The sequence below is a fragment of the Pseudomonas sp. F(2018) genome, assembly GCF_005508865.1.
Classification (GTDB): Bacteria; Pseudomonadota; Gammaproteobacteria; order Pseudomonadales; family Pseudomonadaceae; genus Aquipseudomonas.
The window spans coordinates 1,271,331-1,295,372 of sequence record NZ_SCOM01000001.1 but is presented as its reverse complement, the minus strand read 5'-3'; the positions used below and the strand labels follow the sequence as shown (position 1 = coordinate 1,295,372).

Below are 24,042 nucleotides of genomic sequence, written 5' to 3'. Positions count from 1 at the left end.
GTCGCATGGACCTGCAGATCGACGAGTTCTACAAGGATGCCGCCAGCGGCATGCTGGCGCTCTATCAGGCCTTCCCGCGCAAGGTGGCGCTGTATGTGGAAGACCTGATCGGCCGCGAGGAACCCGACGAATTCGGCCTGCCCAGCAAGCGTCACCAGGCGTGCCTGGGCGCCCTGCTGTGGCTGGCCGAGGAAGGCTATGTCCGCTTCGAGTCGACCATCGCCTATGACGCCCTGGACCAGGCGGTGCTCACCGAGAAGGGCTTCATGCGCCTCTCCCGCGGCATTCCCCACGCCCTGCCGGACGGCGAGAGCCAGACCGCCAGCGTCCGCCGGGTACGTGGCACCCTCGCCTGGCAGCTGCGCGAAGCCCTCGGCCAGCACAACAGCGAAAAGGTCGCGCGCCTGACTCGCCTGCTCTTCGAAAGTGCTCTCAATCAGACCAGCGACATAGTTTGAAATAGAGCCTCGGTTGAAGGCGGTGCGAGCGAACCTTATATAGCTCGCATACTTAGAACGTCTCTCGCCTGAGGAGAAGCTTCCTACCATGATGCGTATCGTGTTGTTCCTGGCCACCAACCTGGCGGTGCTGCTGATCGCCAGCGTTACCCTGAAACTGCTCGGGGTGGATCGATTCACCGGCCAGAACTACGGCAGCCTGCTGGTCTTCTGCGCCGTATTCGGCTTTGTCGGCTCCTTCATCTCGCTGTTCCTGTCCAAGTGGATGGCGAAGATGAGCACCGGCACCGAGATCATCACCCAGCCGCGCACCCGCCACGAACAGTGGCTGCTGCAGACCGTCGAGGAGCTGTCGCGCAATGCCGGCATCAAGATGCCGGAAGTCGGCATCTTCCCCGCCTACGAGTCCAACGCGTTCGCCACCGGCTGGAACAAGAACGACGCCCTGGTGGCCGTCAGCCAGGGCCTGCTGGAGCGCTTCTCGCCGGATGAAGTGAAAGCCGTTCTGGCCCACGAGATCGGCCACGTAGCCAACGGCGACATGGTCACCCTGGCCATGATCCAGGGCGTGGTGAACACCTTCGTCATGTTCTTCGCGCGCATCTTCGGCAACTTCGTCGACCGCGTGGTGCTGAAGAACGAAGGCGAAGGCCACGGTATCGGCTACATAGTCGCGACCATCTTCGCCGAGTTGGTCCTGGGCATCCTGGCCAGCATCATCGTCATGTGGTTCTCCCGTCGCCGCGAGTTCAAGGCCGACGACGCCGGCGCCCGTCTGGCCGGCACCGGCGCCATGATCGCCGCCCTGGAGCGCCTGCGCGCCGAACAGGGTGTGCCGGTGCAGATGCCCAGCAGCATGACCGCCTTCGGCATCAACGGCGGCCTGAAGAACGGCCTGGCCGGCCTGCTGATGACCCACCCGCCGCTGGAAGACCGCATCGAGGCCCTGCGCCGCCGCGGCTAAGCGCCACCGCTTCACGAGAAAGGCAATCTCCGGATTGCCTTTTTTGTTGCCCACGAAAAACCTCGAACCTTGGCCGACCGACACCAGTCGGAACCTGTAAGCCCAACGCCTTCGGGAGAATCGCCATGGCCGTGTACCACTGGGACCTGATCGAACGCCTGCTGCACGAGGCGCAGAACTCCGCCGGCAAGCCCTTCGCCCCGCGTCACTACGCGGAAGAGCTGGCCAGTGAACTGGGACGTGCCGGCGAGCAGGTGGAGAACCTCGACCACTTCCGCGCCGAGGCCACCCGCTATGAGTCGCTGCTGGTGGAGAACGGCTTCATCGTCACCCGCCCCGAGGAAGAAGGCGGCAACGGCGAGAACTTCGTGCTCACCCCGCGCGGCGCCCAGCTGCTGAGCATGCTCGACAGCAGCATCCCGGGCAGCGAACACCCGCGCGAGGTACTCGACGCGGCCGGCGAGGCGGCGCTGACCCCCGAGGTGTTCGACGATATCGCGCCCAAGGCCAACCTCGAGACCGAGTGATCGAACGAGCCAGTCGATCGATATCACCTGAAAGTTATATTGGATATCGATCGGTTGGCCGGTCACCATGGCGGCATCACCCGGAGGAATCCTCGATGCTGCCCGCCCTGTTCATCTCCCACGGCTCGCCCATGCTCGCCCTTGAGCCCGGCGCCAGTGGCCCGGCTCTGGCTCGTCTGGCCGCAGAGTTACCTCGGCCCAGGGCGATTCTGGTGGTATCAGCGCATTGGGAGAGCGACGAACTGCTGATCGGCAGCTCGGCGCAACCTGCTACCTGGCACGACTTCGGTGGCTTCCCCGCCCCGCTCTACGCCGTGCAGTATCCCGCACCGGGCGCCCCGGACATCGCAGAACAGGTGCAGCGCCTGCTGGCCGCCGCCGACCTGCCCAGCCGCCTCGACCCGCAGCGCCCGCTGGACCACGGCGCCTGGGTGCCGCTGTCGTTGATGTACCCGCAGGCCGATATCCCAGTGCTGCAGCTGTCGCTGCCCAGCCATGCCGGCCCGGAACTGCAGGTGCGAGTCGGCCGGGCGCTGGCGGCCCTGCGCGAACAAGACGTGCTGCTGATCGGCTCGGGCAGCATCACCCACAACCTCGGGGAGCTGGACTGGCGCGCCGGGCCCGACGTGATCGAACCCTGGGCCGGCGAGTTCCGCGACTGGATGGTGGCGAAGCTGCAGGCCGGCGATCACGCCGCCCTGCTCGACTACCGTCGCCAGGCGCCCCATGCACAGCGCAGCCACCCCAGCGACGAGCATCTGCTACCGCTGTACTTCGCCCTCGGTGCCGGCAACGCCTTGCGCATCGAGCACAGCGGCTTCACCTATGGCGCTCTGGGCATGGATATCTACAGATTCGCCTGACCCGGGTCGCCTGCGAGCACGAACTCACGGGCCCAAGGAATCCCGCTGCGCTTTGCCCAGCCAGCCGTTAGAGTAGCGATACCCTCTCAACAAGGACTGTTGCATGCTCGCCAAACTGCTGGTCACCGTGGGTATCGCCTTCTACGCCGTCGTGGTGCCGATCTTCGAGATCAACGCCAGCCACGTGTTCAACCCGGGCTGGGAAGCCCACGCCCGCCTGCACGAGGTCTGGCAGCTGGCCACCAACTGCGCGCTCGGCGCCTTCAGCCTGTGGCTGGTCTGGTGGCGGGGCGAGATCCGCCTGAGCAGCCTGCTGACCCTGTTCGTCACCGGCGGCTTCCTCCTCGCCTACGCCCTGCGCGACAGCTACGGCGGCTCCATGGTGCTGTCCGACGGCTCGGAGAAGATGGTCTTCGGCATCAACCTGGGCCTGTTCGCCTACAGCCTGGCCATCGCCCTGGCCGCCGTCGCGGTGCTGCTCGACAGACGCCACACGAAACCCTGAACCGGCAACGAAAAAGCCCCGCAAACGCGGGGCTTTTTCTGATACGCGACGATCAGTCTTCGCGGTAGCGACGCAGCTTCAGGGCCTTGCCGGCGACGCGAGTGTCCTTGAGCTTGCTCAGCAGGCGCTCGAGGCCGTCTTCCGGCAGTTCGATCAGGCTGAAGGTCTCGCGGATCTGGATGCGGCCGATGGCATCGCGCTGCAGGCCACCCTCGTTGAGGATGGCGCCGAGCAGGTTCTTCGCGGCGATACCGTCACGCGCGCCCAGGGCGGTGCGGCAGCGGGCCTTGCCTTCGCTCGGAGCAGCCATCGGACGGCGCTCGCGGACTTCGCCACGGTCACCACGGTCGTAGGAACGCTCGGGACGGTCGCCGTCACGCTCGCGACGCTCGCGCGGGGCACCGACGCTCGGCACCAGCGGCTGCTCGCGCTCGACGCTGGCCAGATCCAGGGCCTGGCCACCGGTGGCCTTCTTCAGCAGGGCCGCGGCCAGGGCGCGCGGGCTGCAGCCGATGTCGGCGATCAGGCGGTCCAGCAGGGCACCGTGGCTGGCTTCGGCATCGGCGGTCAGCGGAGTGAGGCTGGTAGTCAGCTTCTTGATACGGGCGTCCAGCACCTGCTGCGGGCTGGGCAGCTTGACCTCGCCGACCTTCTGCCCGGTGACGCGCTCGATCACCTGCAGCATGCGGCGCTCACGCGGAGTCACCAGCAGCAGGGCGCGGCCATCGCGACCGGCACGGCCGGTACGGCCGATACGGTGCACGTAGGACTCCGGGTCGTACGGCATGTCGACGTTGAGCACGTGGGTGATGCGCGGCACGTCGATACCACGGGCGGCCACGTCGGTGGCAACCACGATGTCCAGACGGCCGTCTTTCAGCGATTCGATCACGCGCTCGCGCTGGTTCTGGGCGATGTCGCCGTTCAGCGCAGCGGCCTTGTAGCCTTTGGCTTCCAGGGCGCTGGCCAGATCCAGGGTGGCCTGCTTGGTGCGCACGAAGGCGATCAGGGCGTCGAAGTCCTCGACTTCCAGCAGGCGGGTCACGGCGTTGATCTTCTGATCGGCGTGGATCATCAGGTGCGCCTGCTCGATGCGCGACACGGTCTGGGTCTTGGCCGCGATCTTGACGTGCTTGGGCTCGCGCAGGTGCTTCTCGGCGATCTCGCGGATCGAGTGCGGCAGGGTCGCGGAGAACAGCACGCTCTGGCGGGTGGCCGGCATGGCCTGGAAAATCACTTCCAGATCGTCCATGAAGCCGAGCTTGAGCATCTCGTCGGCCTCGTCCAGCACCAGGTGGCGGATGGTCGACAGCAGCTGGTCGTTGCGGCTCAGGTGGTCGACCAGGCGGCCCGGGGTGGCCACGATGACCTGGGCGCCCATGCGCAGGGACTTCAGCTGCGGGCCCATGGGCGCGCCGCCGTAGACAGCCACCACGGACACGCCGGGCATCTGCTTGGAATAGGTTTCGAAGGCGGTGGCCACCTGCAGGGCCAGCTCGCGGGTTGGCGCCAGGATCAGCGCCTGCGGCTCGCGCTTGGCCGGGTCGATCTTGGACAGGATCGGCAGGGCGAAGGCGGCGGTCTTGCCGGTACCGGTCTGGGCCTGGCCGATCATGTCGTGGCCGGCCAGGATCATCGGAATGGCCTGGGCTTGAATGGGGGACGGCTCTTCGTAACCGACTGCGGTCAGCGCAGCGAGAATGGAAGGATGAAGGCCGAGATCGGCAAAGGTGCCGGTTTCCTGAGTCATGGGTCTGCCTCTATGTGCATCCGCAAAAACCCAGGAACAAAGGCTGCACGCGCCGTGAAGGACCTTGTGGGTCACCCTGGCAGCCAATCAGCGGGTAGTTGCGAAAACGTGATGAATGAAACGTCAAGGGTAGTCCGCATGGCGGACCAGCAGCGAAGCCGTGCTTCGTGAATTGACGAGGCCAGTTTTGGCCGGGCGCGAATCATACAGGAAAAGCCGAACCGCTGGGCAGGTTTTTTGCTAGAAACGGGCGACGGGCCGTCGCGAGATGCCCGAGCGCCCATCACCCGCCTGAGCTGCCCATCTCTCGGGTGCCAAAACTACGGAGCCTCAGCTGGCCGGACGCAGCTCATCCAGCAAAGGCTGCAGTGAATAACCCAGCCGCGGGGCGAGTGCCTCGGCGCGGGCCTTGAGGCCGTCGAAGTCGAGTTGCTGGTCAAGGTCGGCCGGTACCAGCAACGTGACGTTGCCCTCCTTCACCGGAATCTCCCAGTAGTGACGGTGGTACAGCCCGCGCAGCAAGGCGGCGCCGAGCGGCCGGCCGTCGTCGGTGCCCCACTGGTTGATCACCAGCCAGCCACCGGGGTTGAGACGTTTCTGGCAGTTTTCCAGAAAGCGCCAGGCCAGGTGGCCGGCGGCCGGGCCGGTGTCGGTATAGAGGTCGACGAAGATCAGGTCGGCGGTCTCGGCGCTGTCCAGCAGCTCCAGGGCATCGCCGATACGCATGGTCAGGCGCGGGTCGTCGGCCAATCCCAGATACTGCATGGCCAGGCGCGGCACGTCGGGGCGCAGCTCGATGACTTCGACGTCATCCAGTTCGAGGAACTTCAGGCAGGCCTGGGTCAGGGTGCCGCCGCCCAGGCCGAGGAACAGTGCCGACTCCGGCGCCTCGTGGCACAGCGCGCCGATCAGCATGGCGCGGGTGTAGTCGTACTCCAGCCAGGCCGGGTCGCGGGTATAGGTGCAGCTCTGCTCGATGGCCTCGCCGAACTCGAGGAAGCGGTAGTCGCCGATTTCCAGCACGCGGATCACGCCCCAGGCGTCGCGCACCTCCTCCAGGAGGATTTCCTCGTGATCCAGGTTCATCCGTCCAGCCCCTGGCGGAACTGTCCCGGCGTGGTGCCGCTCCAGCGGCGGAAGGCCTTGGCGAAGGCACTCTCGTCGGAGAAGCCGAGCCGCTCCGCCACCTCGGCCAGGCGCGGCGACTCGCGCAGCAGCTGTTCGGCCATCTGGTACAGCACCTGGTCGCGCAGCAGCTTGAAGCTGGTGCCCTCCTCGGCCAGCTTGCGGTTCAGGTGGCGACCGCTCAGCTCCAACTGCTCGGCGATGCGCTCCTTGCCCCAGCGCGGCTGGGCGCGCAGCTGCTGCTGCACGCGCACGGCCAGGCTCTGCTGGCCGAGGCGCTCGAGCAGGCTGTCGGCCAGGCCGCGCAGGTGCTCGCGCATCGGCGCGTTGGCCTGGATCAGCGGCATGGCCAGGTCGGCGCTATCGAACAGCAGGCCGTTCTCGCCGGCGGCGAATCGCAGGCGGCAGCCGAGCAGCTCGATGTAGCGCGCCTCGGCCGCACGCGCCGCATGCTCGAAGCGCAGCTCCAGCGGCTGGATGCGCTCGCCGGTGATCCAGCGCGACAGGTGCACCAGGCTGCCCAGCACCGCCTCCACCCGTTCCTCGCGGCGCGTCTGGTAGTGCGGCTGGTAGGCCAGGCACAGCTGGCCGCCCTCGTCACGCAGGGCGAACTCGCCGCCCTCGCCGACAATGGGGTAGTACTCCAACAACGCCTCCAGCGCCTCGCCCAAGGTCTCGCAACTCATCAGCAGCGCGCCGACCATGTCCAGATGACCGACCTGCAGGGCGTTGCCCAGGCGCAAGCCGATCAGCGGGTCCTGGGCGGCGGCGCAGAAGGCCTCCCACAGGGCGTCCTGACGGGCCAGGGGAATGCGCGCGTCCTGGCCCAGCTGGCGCAGTTCGGCAGGCAGCGGCAGAGCCAGGCGCTCGGCGGCCTGGAGGATGGCCTGGGCGTAGTGGACGGTGACCGACGGGGTACTGCTCATGGAGTCCTGAATTAACCGGAAGTGGTCCTGTTTGAGCCGTTACGGCATGCAGGGGGCTGCATATGCTTGCGGAACATAACCAGAAAGACAAACCTTGCATGCATGCCATCATCGGAGCCGGCCCCATGGGGCTGGCTGCTGCACGCCAGTTGCAGCGCCATGGTATCCCTTTCGTCGGCTTCGAACTGCATAGCGATGTCGGCGGACTGTGGGATATCGCCAACCCACACAGCACCCTGTACCAGTCCGCGCACCTGATCTCCTCGAAAGGCACCACCGCCTTCGCCGAACTCCCCATGCCGGACGCGGTGCCGCCCTACCCGCACCATAGCCAGATCGGCCAGTACTTCCGCGACTACGCCGAGCACTTCGGCCTGCGCCAGCACTACCAGTTCAACACCCGCGTGGTGCGCCTGGAACGCCTAAGCCAGGGCTGGCGCCTGGTCAGCGAGCAGGATGGCACGCTGCGCGAGTGGCAGTTCGAGGGCGTGCTGATCGCCAACGGCACCCTGCACACGCCCAACCAACCGGCGCTGCCCGGCCGGTTCACTGGCGAGCTGCTGCATTCCTCAGCCTACAGGAGCGCCGAGCTGTTCGCCGACAAGCGCGTGCTGGTGATCGGCTGCGGCAACTCGGCCTGCGATATCGCGGTGGACGCCGTGCACCGGGCCAGGTCGGTCGACCTGTCGGTGCGCCGCGGCTACCACTTCCTGCCCAAGTTCATCCTCGGCAAGCCCACCGACACCTTCGGCGGCGCGATCAAGCTGCCACGCCGGCTCAAGCAGCTGGTCGACGGCCTGCTGGTGCGCGCCCTGCTCGGCAAGCCCTCGCAGTACGGCCTGCCCGACCCGGACTACCGCCTGTACGAGTCGCACCCGGTGATGAACTCGCTGGTGCTGCACCATATCGGCCATGGCGATATCCAGCCGCGCGGCGATATCCGTTCGGTGGACGGCAAGCGGGTGACCTTCGTCAACGGCGACAGCGCCGAGTACGACCTGATCCTGCAGGCCACCGGCTACAAGCTCGATTATCCCTTTATCGACCGCGCCGAGCTGAACTGGCCGCTGGAGGTCGACGCGCCACAGCTGTACCTCAACGTCTTCCACCCGTTGCACGACGACCTGTTCATGCTCGGCATGATCGAGGCCTCGGGCCTGGGTTGGCAGGGCCGCGCCGAGCAGGCCGAGCTGGTGGCGCTGGTGATCGCCCAGCAGCAGCGCAACAGTGCCTCGGCCAGGCGTTTCCGCGACCTCGTGCTGGAGCGCGCCGGCCAGCGCCTGGACGGCGGCTTCGCCTATCTCAAGCTGCCGCGCATGGCCTACTACGTACACAAGGACAGCTACCGAGCCGCACTCAAAGCGCATATCGCCGAGCTGCGCCGCGACCTCACCACCACCCCGACCGAGGAGCGGCTCGATGTCCAGCGTCAATCTTGAGTTCTCGCCCACGGCGATGATCGCCCTCAACGCGATCATCGCGCTGATGATGTTCGGCGTGTCCCTGGAGCTGCGCGCCGGCGACTTCAGCCGCATCCTGCGCTCGCCCAAGGCGCCGGTGATCGGCATGCTGGTGCAGTTCCTATTGCTGCCGGCGGCCACCTGCGGCCTGACCATACTGCTGCCGATCGAGCCGGAGCTGGCCCTGGGCATGGTTCTGGTCGCCACCTGCCCGAGCGGCACCTTCTCCAACATCATGACCTGGCTCGCGCGCGGCAACGTCGCGGTGTCGGCCAGCGTCACCGCCGTGTCCAGCCTCACCGCCGGCATCTTCACCCCGCTCAACTTCGCCCTGTACGCCGGACTCAACCCCGACACCCGCGCCCTGCTCACCGAGATCCATGTCGACCCCATGGAGCTGCTGGCCATGGTGGTGCTGGTGCTGATCCTGCCGATGCTCGCCGGCATGGCCCTGGGCAAGCGCCGTCCGCAACTGGCGCGCAAGCTGGAAAAACCGCTGCGGCACTTCTCCCTGCTGGTGCTGCTGGCCTTCGTCGGCGGCGCCTTCGTGAAGAACCTCGACCAGTTCATCGAGCACTTCCACCTGTTCTTCTGGCTAGTGGTCACCCTCAACGCCATGGCCCTAGTGCTCGGCTACCTGTGCGCCAGGCTGTGGCGCCTGAGCGATGCCGACGTGCGCGCGGTGACCCTGGAGAGCGGCATCCACAACTCGGCCCTGGGCATGGCGCTGATCTTCACCTTCTTCCCGCAGTCCGGCGGTATGCTGCTGATCGCCGCGTTCTGGGGTTGCTGGCAGCTGCTCGCCGGCCTGGTCCTGGCCCTGCTCTGGGGGCGCCGCGCGCCGGCCGTTGCCATGGCCGAGGTGGCGCGATGAAAGTCACGCTGATCACCGGCGCCGCCAGCGGCCTGGGCTGGCAACTGGCGCGCGCCTGCCATGCCCGTGGCGACGCCCTGTTGCTCACCGATATCGACGCCGCCGGCCTGGCCGCACGGGTCGCCGAGCTGGGCGGCGACCGGGTCGAAGGGTTGTCCGGCGACATCACCGACCCGGCGCTGCATTACCAACTGATCGAGGCCTGCCGCGCCGTATTCGGCCGCCTGGACCTGTTGATCAACAATGCCGGCATCACCCATCGCTCGCCCACCACCCGCACCGCGCCGGAAGTACTGCGCAAGGTCATGGCGGTGGACTACCACGCGCCGCTGGAACTGACCCTGGCCGCCCTGCCGCTGCTGCGCGAGAGCCGCGGCCAGGTCGCCGCCATCGGTTCCATGGCCGGCTGGATGCCGGTGCTCGGCCGCGCCGGCTACTGCGCGGCAAAGAGCGCCCTGGCCCAGGCCTTCGAGGTGCTGCGCGCGGAAGTCGCCCGCGATGGCATTCATACGCTGCTGGTCTACCCGAGCTTTCTCGACACGCCTATCGAGCGTAACGCCCTGGGCGGCGACGGCCAGCCGGCCAACCACCCGCGCTCGACCGTCGGCCGAGTGCGTGGCGCCGACTGGATGGCCGGGGAAATCCTCAAGGCTCTGGAAGGTGGCCGCCAGCGCCTGTTCCCGGATCGTGGCAGCTGGCTGGCCAGCCTGCTCTGGCGCGTCGCCCCGGCGCTGTATTACCGGCAGATGAGCAAGCGCTTCGCCGGAGAACTGCCACCGGCCGGCGCGCCCACTGCCATCGTAGGAGCGAGCTCTGCTCGCGAACCGATCCACGCGGATGCCTCTTCGCGAGCAGAGCTCGCTCCTACAGATCGGGCCGAGGGCCAACCATGAGCGCGACCTACGCCCTCGGCGCCTTTATCCTGCTGGCCTACACCCTGGAGGCCGTCACCGGCTTCGGCAGCATCGTCATCGCCCTGTCGCTGGGCGCGCTGCTGCTGCCCATCGAGCAGCTGCTGCCGGTGCTGGTACCGCTGAATATCGGCATGACCGGCTACCTGGTGTGGCGCCACCGTGCGCAGATCGACCGCCGTCTGCTGCTCGGCACCATCCTGCCGGGCATGGTCGCCGGCACCCTGCTCGGCTACTGGCTGCTGCCCTATCTGGACGCGGCGCTGCTCAAGCGTGGCTTCGGCGTGCTGATCCTGTGGTTCGCCGGGCGCGAATTGTGGCGCCTGCGCCATGCCGCCACGCTGCCGGTACGCCCGCAGTGGCTGACCCGCCTGCTGACGCTCGGCGCCGGCCTCAGCCACGGCCTGTTCGCCTCAGGCGGGCCGCTGCTGGTCTACGGCCTGGCCGGCACCACGCTGGACAAGGCGCGCTTTCGCGCCACCCTGGTCAGCGTCTGGTTCACCTTGAACAGCCTGCTGACCGTCGCCTTCCTGATCGACGGCCGCCTGCAACCAGCCCTGCCCCAGGTGCTGGCCTACGCCCCGCTGTTGCTGGTCGGCCTGTGGCTGGGCGAACACCTGCATAGGCGCTTCGACGAACGCCACTTCCGTATCGCCATCTACGCCCTGCTGCTGGTCACCGGCACGCTACTGCTGGCACCCTGGAGCCTCGCATGAGCTACGACATCATCATCAAGAACGGCCTGTACTTCGACGGCAGCGGCGCACCCGGCGCGCTGCGCCATGTCGGCATCAAGGCCGGCAAGGTCGACGCGGTCAGCCTCAGCCCGCTGGACGAGAGCGGCTGCAGCGAGGTGCTGGACGCCGCCGGCAAGTGGGTCACGCCCGGCTTTCTGGAAATCCACTCGCACTACGATGCCGAGGTGATCGCCGCGCCGGCGCTGAAGGAGTCGGTGCGCCATGGTGTGACCAGCGTGACCATCGGCTCCTGCTCGATCAGCATGGTGCTGGCCGATGCCGAGGACTGCTCGGACCTGTTCACCCGTGTCGAGGCGGTGCCGCGCGAATACGTGCTGCCGATCCTGCAGGAGAAGAAGACCTGGCGCGACGCCGCCGGCTACCGCGCCTTCTACGACCAGCTGGCGCTGGGCCCCAACGTCAGCTCCTTCCTCGGCCATTCCGAACTGCGCGTGGCAGTGATGGGTCTGGAGCGCGCCACCAGCGAGGTGGAGCCAACCGAGGCCGAACTGCAACGCATGGAGCAGCTGCTGGAAGAAGCGCTGGACGCCGGCTGCATCGGCCTGTCGGTGATGACCACGCGCCTGGACAAGATGGACGGCGACCGCGCCTGGTCCAGCCCGCTGCCCTCGACTTTCGCCAGCTGGAAGGAGTTCTCGCGCCTGTTCGCCATCCTGCGCCGGCGTGGCGCGGTGATGCAGGGCGCGCCGAACGCGGTGACCAAGGTCAACGTGTTCGCCTTCCTCTGGCAGGCCCATGGCTGGTTCCGCACCCCGCTCAAGTGCTCGATGCTGACCGCCCTAGACCTCAAGTCGCAGCCGCTGCTGCACCGTTTCACCCGCTTCTCCGGCTGGCTGGCGAACAAGGTACTGCGCGGCAACTTCCGCTGGCAGACCCTGCCGGCACCGTTCACCCTGCGCCTGGAAGGCCTCAACGTGAACGCCTTCGAGGAGTTCGGGGCCGGCGAGATCCTGCGCAACATCAAGGACCCCGACGAGCTGTACGCCAAGGTGCTGGAGCCGGAGTTCCGCGCCCTGTTCAAGAAACAGGTCAAGGCCGTGCTGACCAAGGGCCTGTGGCACCGCGACTTCTCCGACTGCTGGGTGACTGAGTGCCCGGACTCGTCGATGGTCGGCAAGAACTTCAAGCAACTCGGCCAGGCCCGTGGCCTGGACGCGGTGGACGCCTACTTCGAGCTGGCCTGCCAGTACCGCGAGGCGCTGAAGTGGACCACCTGCTACGGCAATCAGCGTCTGCCGGTGATGCACAAACTGCTGTCCAGCCCCTGGACCCAACCGGGCTTCGCCGATTCCGGCGCGCACCTGCGCTCCATCGCCCAGTACAACTTCCCGCTGCGCTTCCTCAAGTACGTGCGTGACGCGCAACTGGCCGGCACCCCGTTCATGGAGCTGGGCCAGGCGGTGCGCCGCTGCAGCGGCGAGCTGGCCGACTTCATCGGCGTGGATGCCGGCTATATCCGCGTCGGCGACCGCGCCGACCTAGTCATCGTCAATCCCGCCGGGCTGACCGACGAGCTGGATGACATGAGCGAGGCACCGATGGAAGTGCTCGGCCTGGAGCGGGTGGTCAAGCGCAACGATGACGCGGTGGACGCCACCCTGATCAACGGCCGCATCGCCTATCGGCGTGGCCTGGAATACCCGGGCGAGCTGGGCCAGGTCCAGGGCTACGGGCGCTTCCTCTCCGGCCGCGACGTGCTGCCGCGCGCCGAAGCGGTACGCGCCTTCCAGCCCGCCACGGCCTGATCCGTACCGCGCAGCGCAATGTGCGGGTTTCACCCTCTCTACGCGCTGACGTAGCCCGGATGCAATCCGGGAAGCAGGCGGCTCCGGTCCCGGATTGCATCCGGGCTACGACGCTGAACCATCCCCTCTCCCGTTTAGTGGGAGAGGGTTAGGGAGAGGCCCCTCCTCATTCATCAGGTGCCGCCAAGAGCATCGTTCCAAGGGCAAGCGCTGTCCCAGCCAGGCTTTCGGGACAGCCGCGCTCGCTTCGCATCCGCTCGTGGCCGCCGTGCCGGCAGCCGAGTTTTCGCCGGCAGGCCGGCCGCGACGGATGCCCCTTCCCTTTCTATTCGCTCGTTCTATGAGGCTTATCGGCTGACCTGCCGTGCCCCGCGGGGTTAACATGCCGGCACAATCCGAATCAGCCGAGCGCAGAGAAGCCCGATGTCCGCCTGGAGCCCCGATAGCTGGAGAGGCAAGCCCATCCAGCAGCAGCCGCAATACCCCGATGCCGCCCACCTGGCCCGCGTGGAGCAGACCCTGGCCGGCTATCCGCCGCTGGTCTTCGCCGGTGAGGCCCGCGAGCTGCGCCGCCAGTTCGCCGAAGTGACCCAGGGCCGCGCCTTCCTGCTGCAGGGCGGCGACTGCGCCGAGAGCTTCGCCGAGTTCAGCGCCGCGAAGATCCGCGATACCTTCAAGGTGATGCTGCAGATGGCCATCGTCATGACCTTCGCCGCCGGCTGCCCGGTGGTGAAGGTCGGGCGCATGGCTGGCCAGTTCGCTAAACCGCGCTCGGCCAACGACGAGACCATCGGCGGCGTGACCTTGCCGGCCTACCGCGGCGATATCGTCAACGGCATCGGCTTCGACGCCGCCAGCCGCGTGCCCGATCCGGACCGCCTGCTGCAGGCCTACCACCAGGCCACCGCCAGCCTCAACCTGCTGCGCGCCTTCGCCCAGGGCGGCTTCGCCGACGTGCACCAGGTACACCAGTGGAACCTGGACTTCATCGCCAATTCCGCTCTGAGCGAGAAGTACCACCAGCTGGCCAACCGTATCGACGAGACTCTCGCCTTTATGCGCGCGGTCGGCATGGACAGCGCGCCGCAGCTGCGCGAAGTCAGCTTCTTCACCGCCCACGAGGCGCTGCTGCTCGGCTACGAGCAAGCCTTCGTGCGTCAGGACAGCCTCACCGGGCGCTGGTACGACTGCTCCGCGCACATGCTGTGGATCGGCGACCGCACCCGCCAGCTGGACGGCGCCCACGTCGAGTTCATGCGCGGCGTGGAGAACCCCATCGGGGTCAAGGTTGGCCCGAGCATGGACCCGGACGAACTGATCCGTCTGATCGACATCCTCAACCCGGACAACGATCCGGGCCGCCTCAACCTGATCGTGCGCATGGGCGCCGACAAGGTCGAGGCCAACTTCCCGCGCCTGCTGCGCAAGGTGAAGGAAGAAGGCCGCCAGGTGCTGTGGAGCTCCGACCCCATGCATGGCAACACCATCAAGGCCTCCAGCGGTTACAAGACCCGCGACTTCGCGCAGATCCTCTCCGAGGTGAAGCAGTTCTTCCAGGTCCACCGCGCCGAAGGCACCGTTGCCGGCGGCATCCATATCGAGATGACCGGGCAGAACGTCACCGAGTGCATCGGCGGCTCCCGTCCGATCACCGAGGACGGCCTCTCCGACCGCTACCACACCCACTGCGATCCGCGCATGAACGCCGACCAGTCCCTGGAGCTGGCCTTCATGATCGCCGAGACGCTGAAGCACGCGCGCACCTGAGGCAACGCCGGTAAAACGACGGGGCCTGATGGCCCCGTTGTTGTTCCTCCCCGCACATTCTCGAACGGCGGCGCTTCCCTTTCCTGAGCAGGCGGCGTTTCATCGACTTCCTTCGAACATTCCTCCGCACGGACGCACCGCATGCTCTCCCTAAGTCGCATCCTCGCCCTGCTTCTGCTTGCCGGCCCGACGGCCTGGGCCGCCGGCGGCAGCAATGAATACGAACTCGACTGGCCGCAGCAGGATGAGACGCTGATGTACCGCTCCTGTGGCTGCGGCGATGCCTGCTGGGTAGCCGAGGTGCGTGAGCGCAGCAGCCAGCGGGTCAAGGCGCGTCTGCGCTGCGACTGCAGCGAGCTGAGCTACAGCGCCGACGGGGCGGCGGAACAACCGCTGGCCGAGTCCTGCGCCGCCATCAACGCCGGGCCGGACAAGGGCGCGCTGATCGGCGCCAAGCTGCGCGAACTGCACGAGGCGCAGCGCTAAGCGGCTACGCCGCCCCGTACTGCGACCCGCTTCACGCCCTCGCCCGCCTCAATCGCCGAAAATGCCGCGCCGGCCGGATGCCGACGCCTCTGGCCACCCACTGCCTCACCTTCAAGGACGATGACCATGAAACTGCAGTTCTCCCTCTCCGCCCTCGCCCTCGCCACCCTGCTGAGCGGCTGCCAGAACATGAGCCCGGACGCCATGCTCAGTACCGGCATGCAGGCAATGCAGGCCGCCACCCTGAGCGACGCCGAAGTGAAGGCCATGGCCGACGAGGCCTGCGTGCAGATGGACGCCGAAGCCCCCATCGCCCCGGCCGACAGCGAATACAGCCAGCGCCTGGAGAAGATCGCCGCCAACCTCGGCCACCAGGTCAACGGCACCCCGGTCAACTACAAGGTCTACCTGACCGATGAGGTCAACGCCTGGGCCATGGCCAACGGTTGCGTGCGCGTGTACAGCGGCCTGATGGACCTGATGAACGACAACGAGGTGGAAGGTGTGCTCGGCCACGAGATGGGCCACGTCGCCCTCGGCCACACCAAGAAGGCCATGCAGGCCGCCTACGCCACCTCGGTGGCACGCGGCGCGGCAGCCTCCTCGGGCAACGGCGCAGTCTCCGCGCTGTCCAGCTCGCAGCTCGGCGACCTTGGCGAGGAACTGGTCAACGCCCAGTTCTCCCAGTCCCAGGAAAGCGACGCCGACGACTTCTCCTTCGACCTGCTGAAACAGCGCGGCATCCCGCTGGACGGCCTGGCCAGCGCCTTCGACAAACTGGCCCAGCTGGGCGGTGGCGACAGCAGCATGTTCGACTCCCACCCGGGCTCCGCCGACCGCGCCGCGCATATCCGCCAGCGCATCGCCGACGAGAAGTAAGCACCCGAGGGGCCGCAATAGCGGCCCCTTCTGTTTTCAGGAGCCATCTCATGCTCAGCCTGCGCATCCTGTCGATCTGCTTGCTGCTGCCATTTGCCTTACAGGCAGCCGCCGATACGGAGGACTTCTCCGCTCGCTATGACAATTGCCTCAAGGCCAATCAGCCCCTCAACAACAGCGTGGTGGCGTCCTGTGCCGACGAAGCCTCGCAGATGGCGAAGAAGGAAATGAACCGCGTCTATCAGCGCCTCTATCTCAAGCTGCAGCAGACCTCGCAAGAGGATGCTCAGCAACTCGAAGACGCGCAAAAGGCATGGATTGTCTATCGCAACGCGCATTGCGACATGCAGGGCAAGCATGTCGGTTCTCCGATGTACCACACCTGCCCGATGGAACTGAACATCGGTAGAGTCGCCGAGCTGCAATTCCTGCTCGACAATGGCAGCTAGGGCTCCAGCCCGTGGCCTGCTACCGCAGGCCCGAGCCAAACTTCGTCTAAACCCAGCCACTGCGCCAGCGCACGCAACTCGGCGGCCAGCGCCAGCAGTGCCTCCTCGCTCAACACCGCGTCCTCCAGATGCACGGCATGCACCGCCAGGCGCCCCTGCGCCCGCTCGCTGCGCAGGTCGACCCGCGCCAGTAGGCGCTCGTGGTGCAGGAATGGCAGCACGTAGTAGCCGTACACCCGCTTGTCCGGCGGCGTGTAAATCTCCAGGCGATAGCGGAAGCCAAACAGCCGCTCGGTGCGCTCGCGTTCCCAGATCAACGAATCGAAGGGCGACAGCAGCGCGCTGGCCCGCACCCGGCGCGGGATGCTCGGCTCGCCGCGGCAGTAGGCCACCGGCTTCCAGCCTTGCACCGCGACCAACTGCAGCTCGCCGGCCTCGACCAGTTCGGCGATGCGCGCCTTGGCGTCAAAGGCGTCCAGACGGAAGTAGTCGCGCAGATCGCGCTCGGTGGCCACGCCGAGCGCATCGGCCGAACGCAGCAACAGCTGGCGCTGGGCCTCGGCCTCGTCGAGTTCGGGGTGATTCAGCAGATCGGCGGGAATCACCCGCTCCGGCAGATCGTACAGACGCTCGAAACCACGCCGCCCGGCCACCGTCACCTGGCCGGCAGCGAACAGCCACTCCAGCGCATGTTTTTCCGCACTCCAGTCCCACCAGGGCCCGGCGCGCTCGGTGCGGGTGCTGAGGCTGCCGGCACCCAGCGCGCCCTGCTCGCGAACCGCCTGCAGCACACGCTGGATCACTGCCTGCTGCTGAACGCCGAACTCGGCCAGCTGGCGGTAGATGCCCTGGCCATTCGCTGCGCGCTGCATGCGCCAGCGCAGCAGCGGATACAGCTCCAGCGGCAGCAGCGAGGCTTCGTGGCCCCAGTATTCGAACAGGCTACGGCGCTTCGGCTTGCCCCAGGCCAGGTCGTCCAGCAGCTCAGGCTCGTAGTGGCCCAGGCGAGAAAAGGCCGGCAGGTAGTGGGAGCGCACCAGGGCGTTGACCGAGTCGATCTGCAGCACACCGAGGCGCTCGATCTGAGTCTGCAGCTGGCGGTGGCGAATGGCACCGCGCGGCGCACGGGCGAAGCCCTGGGCGGCCAGGGCCAGGCGACGGGCTTCGGCAAGGGACAGTGTGAGCGTCATGCGGCCAGCCTAGCAGGCTGCCTGCAAACCTAGGCAACCTCCTCTTTCGGCGCGGCGAAGGCATGGCGGAAGCTGAAGGCATGGGCGCTGGCGCCATGCTCACGGAAATGCGCCAGGCGCTCGGCTGCCTCGTCCACGCTCGGCAGATGGCCGGCCGGTACCCACCAGAGCACCATGTGCGCCTGCTCGACCTTGTCGAACCACTCGCGGCGGCGCTTGAGCATCTCGGTGTGGGCGGACTTGTAGACATAGTCGCTGAGCGACTGCACGTCGGCCCACAGCGACATGTTGACCAGCACATCGTCGCCGAACGGGCGCAGCGCGGTAGCATCGCCCGCCTCGTCCTGCAGGCGCCAGACATAGCCGGGCGAGGCCTCGGCCAGGGCGTTGATACGCTCCAGGTTGTTGACGAAATCGGCCATGCCGGGCGACTCCAGCGGCTCGCGCAGGGTGGCGATATTGAGCTGGGCCAGGTGGTAACGGGACATCGGAACTCCTTGTAATACTGCCATCTTCTTTGCATGCCGCACGGACAAGCACCGGCTAAACTGGCGCCGCCCGGGCCGCAGCCCGGCGGCGCACGCTGCTCAACGCTGCAGCGGATCATCCCAGAACGGCCGCTCGCTCTCCTGCAGGACATCGGCACGGCTCAGGCCGATATCCTTGAGCGCCGCGTCGTCCAGCATAGCCAGCTGCTGGCGTTGCCTGGCCAGCTGCTGCCAGCGCTTCACGCGCAACCACAATGCCTTCAGGTTGATGGCCGGCAGCGGCCGATCGAAAGACACCGACCGAGCGATTGCATAACCTTTTTGACCTTTCATCATCACGCCCTCCCTGTGGGGTTGGCGTCAGTTTCGGTTCGCGCTTAAGATCAATCCAACGAATGTTTCTTATGCAAGGCATCTTGGAGATTGATGAATGGCCCACTACCCCAGCATCGACACCGAATTGCTGCGCAGCTTCGTCGCCATCGCCGATAACGGCGGCTTCACCCGCGCGGCGGAAGCGGTCAACCGCACCCAGTCCGCCGTCAGCATGCAGATGAAGCGCCTGGAGGACGACGTGGTGCAGCGCTCGCTGTTCGAGCGCGACGGCCGCCAGGTACGCCTCACGCCCGAGGGTCAGGTGCTGCTGGGCTACGCGCGGCGCATCCTCAAGCTGCACGGCGAAGTCCTCAACACCCTGCGCGAGCCGCACATGGTCGGCTCCGTGCGCATCGGCACGCCGGACGACTACGTGATGCGTTTCCTGCCGGACATCCTCTCGCGCTTCGCCCAGGCCTACCCGCTGGTACAGGTGGAAGTGCACTGCGAAACCTCCGGCCAGCTGCTGCAACGCCAGGACCTGGACCTGACCATCGTCACCCGCGAGCCGGGCAAGGAGATCGGCCAGCTGCTGCGCCAGGAGCGCTTCGTCTGGGCGGAGGCGCAGGGCTTCACGCCACACGAGCAGAACCCCATGCCGCTGGCCATGTTCAACTCCGGCTGCTTCTGTCGCGCCTGGGCCTGCAACGCGCTGGACGCCATGGAGCGGCCCTACCGCATCGCCTATACCAGCCCCAGCCTGTCGGCGATCTTCGCCGTGGTCGGCGCCGGCCTGGCGGTCACCGCCCAGCTGCGCAGCCTGATCACCCCGGACATGCGCATCCTCGGCGAGGCCGAGGGCCTGCCCACCCTGCCGATGACCAGCATCGTTCTGCTGCGCCATCCACAGCGCCAGTCGCAGGTCATCGATACGCTGGCCGAGCACATAGTCGAAGGCTTCCGTCTGTAGAGGCGGGCTCGGCCGCGGGCCCTACTCCAACGCCAGCAGCACCGCGCAGAGCACCAGGAATCCGCAGAACAGGCCGCGCAGCACCTTCTCCGGCAGCGCGTGGGCCAGCTTCACGCCCCAGCTGATGCTGAGCAGTCCGCCCACCGCCAGCGGCAGACCCATGGCCCAATCGACGTGGTCGTGCTGGGCGTAGGTCAGCAGCGTCACCCCGGTGCTGGGCAGCGCCAGGGCCAGCGACAGACCTTGGGCCACCAGTTGCCCGGCGCCGAACACGTTGGTCAGCACCGGCACCGCCAGCACCGCGCCGCCCACGCCGAACAGGCCGCCCAGCGCGCCCGCGGCGCCACCCAGCACACCGAGCCAGGGCCAGGGGTGGCGCAGCTCCTTGGATACCGGCGCATTGTGCATAAACAGCCGCGCCAGGTTGTAGGCCGCCAGCACCACGAGGAAGCCGACGAAGGCCAGGCGCATGCTCTCGGCATGCAGCTCGACCGCATATAGCGAGGCCAGCCAGGCGCAGACGAAGCCGCAGGCGCTGAGCAGCAGCGCATGCCTGGGTTCGATGCGGTTGCGCTGGTTGTAGCGCCACAGCGCCAGCACCACATTCGGCACCACCATCACCAGGGCCGTGCCCTGGGCCAGCTGCTGGTCCAGGCCGAACAGCACGCCGAGGGCCGGAATCGCCACCAGGCCGCCGCCGATGCCGAACAGGCCACCCACGGTACCCAGCACCAGGCCAAGCAACAGGTTCAACAACAGATCGAATGGACTCATGAAACCTCCGCCGGGATGGCCGCATGCTAGTCAGGCTTGTCTGGAACGGAAACGCATAGCCGCGCACAATGGCTTTGCATAATTCGCACAGGCAGCCCCATGAACCCAGATGCCCTTACCGATCAGCTCAGCCTCTACCTGGATGTGCTGGAGGCCGGCAGCTTCTCCGCCGCCGCGCGGCGCCAGCCCCTCACACCCTCGGCCGTGGCCAGGCGCATCGACGCCCTGGAGCGTGCCATGGGCTGTGCGCTGGTGGTCCGCAGCACCCACGCGGTGCGCGCCACGCCGGCCGGCCTGGCCTTCGCCGAACGGGCCCGGCGCATCCTCGCCGAGCTGCACCAGGCCCGCGCCGAAGCCGTGTCGCTGACCAGCGCCCCGGAAGGCCTGATCCGCATCGACGCGCCGGCGCCGTTCGGCCGCCGCCATCTGGCCCCGGCCATTGCCGACTTCCTCACCCTGTACCCCGGCCTGGACGTGCAGCTACGGCTGATCGACAGCTTCGTCGACATGCAGGGCGAGCACCTGGGCGAGGTGGACCTGGTGCTGCGCATCGGCCCGCTGGCCGATACCCGCCTGGTGGCCACGCCGCTGGCGCCGATGACCCGGATACTCTGCGCCAGCCCCGACTACATCCGCCGCCGCGGCCTGCTGCGCGACCCGCGCGAGCTGCCGGAACACGACGGCCTGGACTGGGATGCCCTGTCGCCGCCACATGCCTGGCGCTTCGAGGTCGGCGGCCGCCTGCAGCTGCTGCGCCCCGGCCGCCTGCGGATGACCGCCAACAACGCCGAGACTCTGCTGTTCAGCGCCCTGGCCGGCCTCGGCATCGCCCACCTGCCGACCTGGCTGATCAGCGACTACCTGTTGCGCGGCGAGCTGGTGCCGCTGCTGTGCGACGACGGCCTGCCGCCGGCCGAGCCCAGTGGCATCTACGCCCTGCGCCTGGCCAGTGACGCCAGCTCGCGTTCGCGCCTGCTGCTGGAGTTCCTCAAGCAGCGCTTCGGCCCGATCCCGCCCTGGGACCTGGCCCTGCAGCGCGGCCTCAAGCGCAACTGACGGGCAACAAAAAGCCCGGCACTTGGCCGGGCTTTCTGGGTATCGCGGTACAGGGCGTAGGCTTAGGCCGACGGCGCCTGGGTACGGCTCTTGTAGGAACCGTCGCGGGTATCGATCTCGATCCAGTCGTCGATGTTGCAGAAGTCTGCAACCTTGACTTCGGTACCGTTGCTCAGCTTGGCCGGCTTCATGACCTTGCCGGAAGTGTCGCCACGGGCGGAGCCTTCGGTGTAGGCGATCTTGCGCACGATGGTGGTCGGCAGGTCGACGGAGATCACTTTGCCTTCGAAGAACACGGCTTCGCAGACGTCGGTCATGCCTTCTTCGATGAACGGCAGAACGCTTTCCAGGTCTTCGGCGCGCAGCTCGTAGGAGTTGTACTCGGTGTCCATGAAGACGTAGTCGTCGCCATTGATGTAGGACAGGGTCACTTCCTTGCGCTCAAGGATGACCGGCTCCATCTTGTCGTCGGCCTTGTAAACGGTCTCGGTCTTGGAGCCGTTGATCAGGTTCTTCAGCTTCATCTTGACGATGGCGCTGTTACGGCCGGACTTGGTGAATTCGGCTTTCTGAATCAGCCACGGGTGGCCGTCGATCAGAGCCACGCTGTTGGGCTTCATTTCTTGTGCGGTTTTCATACGAGTATCCGGATTTGGATGGAGGTACAAATTTCTAGGCCGCGCATGATAGCCAATTTCGGTGAAACAGCACCAGAGCCGCGGCAAGATCAGGACGAGAGGCCTGTTCCCGGCACCAGTTGCCGGCGTGTTGTTCCAGCGCGGCGGCCTGTAGCTGCACGGCATTCCAGGCCGCAGCCATATCGCCACGCCCGTTCCAGGCATGCCACAGCGCCGTCAATGCGCCGGCCGCGGCCGCCGGCAGATCCGCCTGATAGAGACCGAGGAAGGCGTCCAGCTTGTCCCAGTGCGCGCCCTCCTCCTGCTGGTAGATATGCCAGAGCAGCGGCCGCCCGGCCCACTGGGCACGGACGAAGGAATCCTCGCCACGAATGGCGTTGAAGTCGCAGCTCCACAACAGCCGGTCGTAGTCGGCCTGGCTGAGGAACGGCAGCAGATGCACCTGCAGGTTGCCGCGGCGCCAGCTCCCCCCCTCCTCCAGTTCGGCCACGCCCAGCCAGCGCTGCACGTCAGCCTCGATGCGTCCGCGCGGCACCAGCAGCTGGGTCGGCGTGGCTTGCTGCGCCAGTGCATCCAGCCAAGCGGCCAGCGCCGGGTTCTCGTAGGCGAACAGGGAAATCAGCCGAGCGCCTGGCAGCAGCGCCACGCCGATCTCGGCGAGAAAGGCCCGACGCGCCTCGACATCGGCCTGGAAAGCCTGGCGCCGCTTGATCAGCCCGGCCTCACGCAGCAGGCCACCGGTGCCTTCAGTGAAGCCGGGGAAGAAGAAGAATTTCTGCAGCCCGCCAGGTTGCGGCGACGGCAGGCCATGGCAGCCGGCGACCCAATCCTCGGCACTTAGGTATTCCAGGTTCAGCCACAGCGGCTTCGCCGGCCGCGCGCCCATGGCCGCGACATAGCTAGCCGGCAGCGTACAGGCGAAGGCCTCGATCACCACGTCGGCCGCCTCCACCGCCGGGAACTCGCCCAGCCAGTGGCAGACCTCCACGCCCTCGACGCGCTGGCTCGCCAGCGCCGCATCGGCCTGCGGGCACAGGCGCAGGAAGGCCGCCGGCTCGTCCACCCACAGGCGCACGTCCAGGCCATGCTCGGCCGCCAGCTGGCGCGCCAGGCGCCAGGTCACGCCGATGTCGCCGTAGTTGTCCACCACGCTGCAGAAAATGTCCCAACGGGCGCCCATGAACCGCTCCACTCAGTTTGCTGCCGCGGATGTTACGTCATGCGCCTCGCGCACCAGGAAATCGATCAGCACCCGCGAGGCCGGTGACAGCTGCCGGTGCGGCGGATAGATGATCGAGAACGGCCGGCTGCGCCCCTCCAGCGCCGGTAGCAGACGGACCAGGCGGCTCTGGTCGAGCTTGTCGCGCAGAATGAACTCGTACGACTGGCAGACGCCCAGCCCGGCCTCGGCCAGCGACACCGTGCCCAGCACATCGTCGGTGACCAGCACCCTGCCCTTGGGCTGCCAGTCCAGCTCGCGGCCCTGGTCGAGGAATAGCCAGGGCGCCACCTTGCCGCTGCTGGGCATGACGAACGGCAGACAGGCGTGCTGCGCCAGCTCGTCGAGGTTCGTGGGGGTGCCCGCCCGTGCCAGGTACTCTGGCGCCGCCACCAGACACAGCCGCGCATCCTCCAGCTTGCGCCCGACCAGGCCGCTGTCCGGCAGGCGGCCGAGGCGGATCGCCAGGTCGTAGCCCTCGGCCACCAGGTCGACATTGCGGTTGGCGATGCTCAGCTCCACCTGCACCTGCGGGTACTGCCGGGCGAAACCGGCCAGCAGCGTCGGCAGGCGGAAGTGGCCATAGGTGGTCGGCGCGCTCAGGCGCACCAGGCCGCTGACCTGATGGGCATCGCCCTGGATACGCCGCTCGGCATCGTCGATCAGCGCGAAGGCGGCGCGGGCCTGTTCCAAATAGAGCCGGCCGTCCTCGGTCAGGCTCAGGCGCCGGGTGGTGCGGCGCAGCAGCTGGGTGCCCAGGCGTTGCTCGAGACGGGCGATGGCCCGGCTGATCACCGAAGGCGTGGTGCCGAGCGCCACGGCAGCGGCGCTCAGGGTGCCCTTCTCCAACACGCAGAGGTAGGCCTCGACATCGCCGAGGTGATCGAAGCGCCGCGCCATTCTTGCCTCCAGAGAACAGATCATTTCCCTGGCAGCGAGTTTATC

Annotated in this window: 25 protein-coding genes and 1 pseudogene; 16 read left to right on the top strand and 10 right to left on the bottom strand. The window is 67.2% G+C overall.

Going from position 1 to position 24,042, the window contains the following annotated elements; all coding sequences use genetic code 11:
* The first annotated feature begins 5 nt into the window (after positions 1-5).
* From FFS62_RS06360 to FFS62_RS06340, 5 genes are all read left to right on the top strand, one after another.
* Complete coding sequence (locus tag FFS62_RS06360; protein ID WP_137971940.1) at positions 6-458, top strand: hypothetical protein; 453 nt, start codon at positions 6-8, stop codon at positions 456-458.
* Positions 459-546: 88 nt separating this feature from the next.
* Positions 547-1,422, top strand: coding sequence for a protease HtpX (htpX, locus tag FFS62_RS06355; RefSeq protein ID WP_137971939.1), 876 nt, complete (start codon positions 547-549; stop codon positions 1,420-1,422).
* Between the two features lie 125 nt (positions 1,423-1,547).
* Positions 1,548-1,949 carry a transcriptional regulator gene (locus tag FFS62_RS06350; protein WP_137971938.1) on the top strand — a complete coding sequence of 134 codons (402 nt, stop codon included), beginning with the start codon at positions 1,548-1,550 and terminating at the stop codon, positions 1,947-1,949.
* Positions 1,950-2,044: 95 nt separating this feature from the next.
* Positions 2,045-2,812: a class III extradiol ring-cleavage dioxygenase gene (locus FFS62_RS06345; RefSeq protein ID WP_137971937.1), complete on the top strand. Its 768-nt coding sequence runs from the start codon at positions 2,045-2,047 to the stop codon at positions 2,810-2,812.
* 103 nt (positions 2,813-2,915) lie between these two features.
* Positions 2,916-3,317: a hypothetical protein gene (locus FFS62_RS06340; RefSeq protein ID WP_137971936.1), complete on the top strand. Its 402-nt coding sequence runs from the start codon at positions 2,916-2,918 to the stop codon at positions 3,315-3,317.
* Positions 3,318-3,369: 52 nt separating this feature from the next.
* On the opposite strand, the pseudogene FFS62_RS06335 reads toward FFS62_RS06340, so the two are convergent.
* The 3 genes and pseudogenes from FFS62_RS06335 to FFS62_RS06325 form a co-directional block, all read right to left on the bottom strand.
* Positions 3,370-5,101: pseudogene (locus FFS62_RS06335) on the bottom strand (DEAD/DEAH box helicase).
* 296 nt (positions 5,102-5,397) lie between these two features.
* Positions 5,398-6,153, bottom strand: coding sequence for a spermidine synthase (locus FFS62_RS06330; RefSeq protein ID WP_137971934.1), 756 nt, complete (start codon positions 6,151-6,153; stop codon positions 5,398-5,400).
* Positions 6,150-7,118 (bottom strand): AraC family transcriptional regulator, encoded by a 969-nt coding sequence (locus FFS62_RS06325; protein ID WP_137971933.1) that lies wholly within the window; start codon positions 7,116-7,118, stop codon positions 6,150-6,152. Before FFS62_RS06325 ends, FFS62_RS06330 begins: the two co-directional genes overlap by 4 nt.
* Before the next feature lie 98 nt (positions 7,119-7,216).
* Here FFS62_RS06325 and FFS62_RS06320 point away from each other — a divergent pair, with 98 nt between their 5' ends.
* From FFS62_RS06320 to FFS62_RS06280, 9 genes are all read left to right on the top strand, one after another.
* Entirely contained in the window at positions 7,217-8,557 is a 1,341-nt protein-coding gene (locus FFS62_RS06320; RefSeq protein WP_137971932.1) for an NAD(P)/FAD-dependent oxidoreductase, read from the top strand.
* The gene (locus FFS62_RS06315; RefSeq protein WP_137971931.1) at positions 8,538-9,452 is read left to right on the top strand and encodes a bile acid:sodium symporter family protein; all 915 of its coding nucleotides are present in this window, start codon (positions 8,538-8,540) and stop codon (positions 9,450-9,452) included. The genes FFS62_RS06320 and FFS62_RS06315 overlap by 20 nt, the downstream gene beginning before the upstream one ends.
* The gene (locus FFS62_RS06310; protein WP_137971930.1) at positions 9,449-10,345 is read left to right on the top strand and encodes an SDR family NAD(P)-dependent oxidoreductase; all 897 of its coding nucleotides are present in this window, start codon (positions 9,449-9,451) and stop codon (positions 10,343-10,345) included. Before FFS62_RS06315 ends, FFS62_RS06310 begins: the two co-directional genes overlap by 4 nt.
* Complete coding sequence (locus FFS62_RS06305) at positions 10,342-11,079, top strand: sulfite exporter TauE/SafE family protein (RefSeq protein ID WP_137971929.1); 738 nt, start codon at positions 10,342-10,344, stop codon at positions 11,077-11,079. Before FFS62_RS06310 ends, FFS62_RS06305 begins: the two co-directional genes overlap by 4 nt.
* A complete protein-coding gene (locus FFS62_RS06300; protein ID WP_137971928.1) occupies positions 11,076-12,866 on the top strand; it encodes an amidohydrolase family protein in 1,791 nt (596 codons plus the stop codon). The genes FFS62_RS06305 and FFS62_RS06300 overlap by 4 nt, the downstream gene beginning before the upstream one ends.
* A gap of 423 nt (positions 12,867-13,289) precedes the next feature.
* Positions 13,290-14,633, top strand: coding sequence for a class II 3-deoxy-7-phosphoheptulonate synthase (locus FFS62_RS06295; RefSeq protein WP_137971927.1), 1,344 nt, complete (start codon positions 13,290-13,292; stop codon positions 14,631-14,633).
* 141 nt (positions 14,634-14,774) lie between these two features.
* Entirely contained in the window at positions 14,775-15,119 is a 345-nt protein-coding gene (locus FFS62_RS06290) for a hypothetical protein (RefSeq protein WP_137971926.1), read from the top strand.
* A gap of 126 nt (positions 15,120-15,245) precedes the next feature.
* On the top strand, positions 15,246-15,998 hold the full coding sequence (locus FFS62_RS06285) for a M48 family metallopeptidase (RefSeq protein WP_137971925.1): 753 nt from the start codon (positions 15,246-15,248) through the stop codon (positions 15,996-15,998).
* A 50-nt stretch (positions 15,999-16,048) separates the two neighbouring features.
* Positions 16,049-16,447 (top strand): lysozyme inhibitor LprI family protein, encoded by a 399-nt coding sequence (locus FFS62_RS06280; protein WP_137971924.1) that lies wholly within the window; start codon positions 16,049-16,051, stop codon positions 16,445-16,447.
* Here the strand turns inward: FFS62_RS06280 and FFS62_RS06275 are convergent.
* From FFS62_RS06275 to FFS62_RS06265, 3 genes are all read right to left on the bottom strand, one after another.
* Positions 16,444-17,637, bottom strand: coding sequence for a winged helix-turn-helix domain-containing protein (locus FFS62_RS06275; protein WP_137971923.1), 1,194 nt, complete (start codon positions 17,635-17,637; stop codon positions 16,444-16,446). The two genes, FFS62_RS06280 and FFS62_RS06275, sit on opposite strands and share 4 nt — an antisense overlap.
* Positions 17,638-17,666: 29 nt before the next feature.
* Positions 17,667-18,125 carry a DUF3291 domain-containing protein gene (locus FFS62_RS06270; RefSeq protein ID WP_137971922.1) on the bottom strand — a complete coding sequence of 153 codons (459 nt, stop codon included), beginning with the start codon at positions 18,123-18,125 and terminating at the stop codon, positions 17,667-17,669.
* Between the two features lie 99 nt (positions 18,126-18,224).
* Positions 18,225-18,458, bottom strand: a complete 234-nt coding sequence (locus FFS62_RS06265; protein ID WP_137972244.1) for a DUF1127 domain-containing protein — start codon at positions 18,456-18,458, stop codon at positions 18,225-18,227.
* A 97-nt stretch (positions 18,459-18,555) separates the two neighbouring features.
* On the opposite strand from FFS62_RS06265, the gene FFS62_RS06260 reads away from it, so the two are divergent.
* Entirely contained in the window at positions 18,556-19,410 is an 855-nt protein-coding gene (locus FFS62_RS06260) for a LysR substrate-binding domain-containing protein (RefSeq protein WP_137971921.1), read from the top strand.
* Positions 19,411-19,431: 21 nt separating this feature from the next.
* On the opposite strand, the gene FFS62_RS06255 is transcribed toward FFS62_RS06260, so the two are convergent.
* The gene (locus tag FFS62_RS06255) at positions 19,432-20,184 is read right to left on the bottom strand and encodes a sulfite exporter TauE/SafE family protein (RefSeq protein ID WP_137971920.1); all 753 of its coding nucleotides are present in this window, start codon (positions 20,182-20,184) and stop codon (positions 19,432-19,434) included.
* A gap of 99 nt (positions 20,185-20,283) precedes the next feature.
* Here FFS62_RS06255 and FFS62_RS06250 point away from each other — a divergent pair, with 99 nt between their 5' ends.
* Entirely contained in the window at positions 20,284-21,240 is a 957-nt protein-coding gene (locus FFS62_RS06250) for a LysR family transcriptional regulator (RefSeq protein WP_137971919.1), read from the top strand.
* 62 nt (positions 21,241-21,302) lie between these two features.
* On the opposite strand, the gene efp is transcribed toward FFS62_RS06250, so the two are convergent.
* The 3 genes from efp to FFS62_RS06235 are packed head-to-tail and all read right to left on the bottom strand — an operon-like array spanning position 21,303 to position 23,997.
* Positions 21,303-21,878, bottom strand: a complete 576-nt coding sequence (efp, locus tag FFS62_RS06245) for an elongation factor P (protein ID WP_137971918.1) — start codon at positions 21,876-21,878, stop codon at positions 21,303-21,305.
* Between the two features lie 34 nt (positions 21,879-21,912).
* On the bottom strand, positions 21,913-23,058 hold the full coding sequence (gene earP / locus FFS62_RS06240; RefSeq protein ID WP_137971917.1) for an elongation factor P maturation arginine rhamnosyltransferase EarP: 1,146 nt from the start codon (positions 23,056-23,058) through the stop codon (positions 21,913-21,915).
* A gap of 12 nt (positions 23,059-23,070) precedes the next feature.
* Positions 23,071-23,997, bottom strand: coding sequence for a LysR family transcriptional regulator (locus FFS62_RS06235; protein WP_137971916.1), 927 nt, complete (start codon positions 23,995-23,997; stop codon positions 23,071-23,073).
* Positions 23,998-24,042 lie beyond the last annotated feature (45 nt).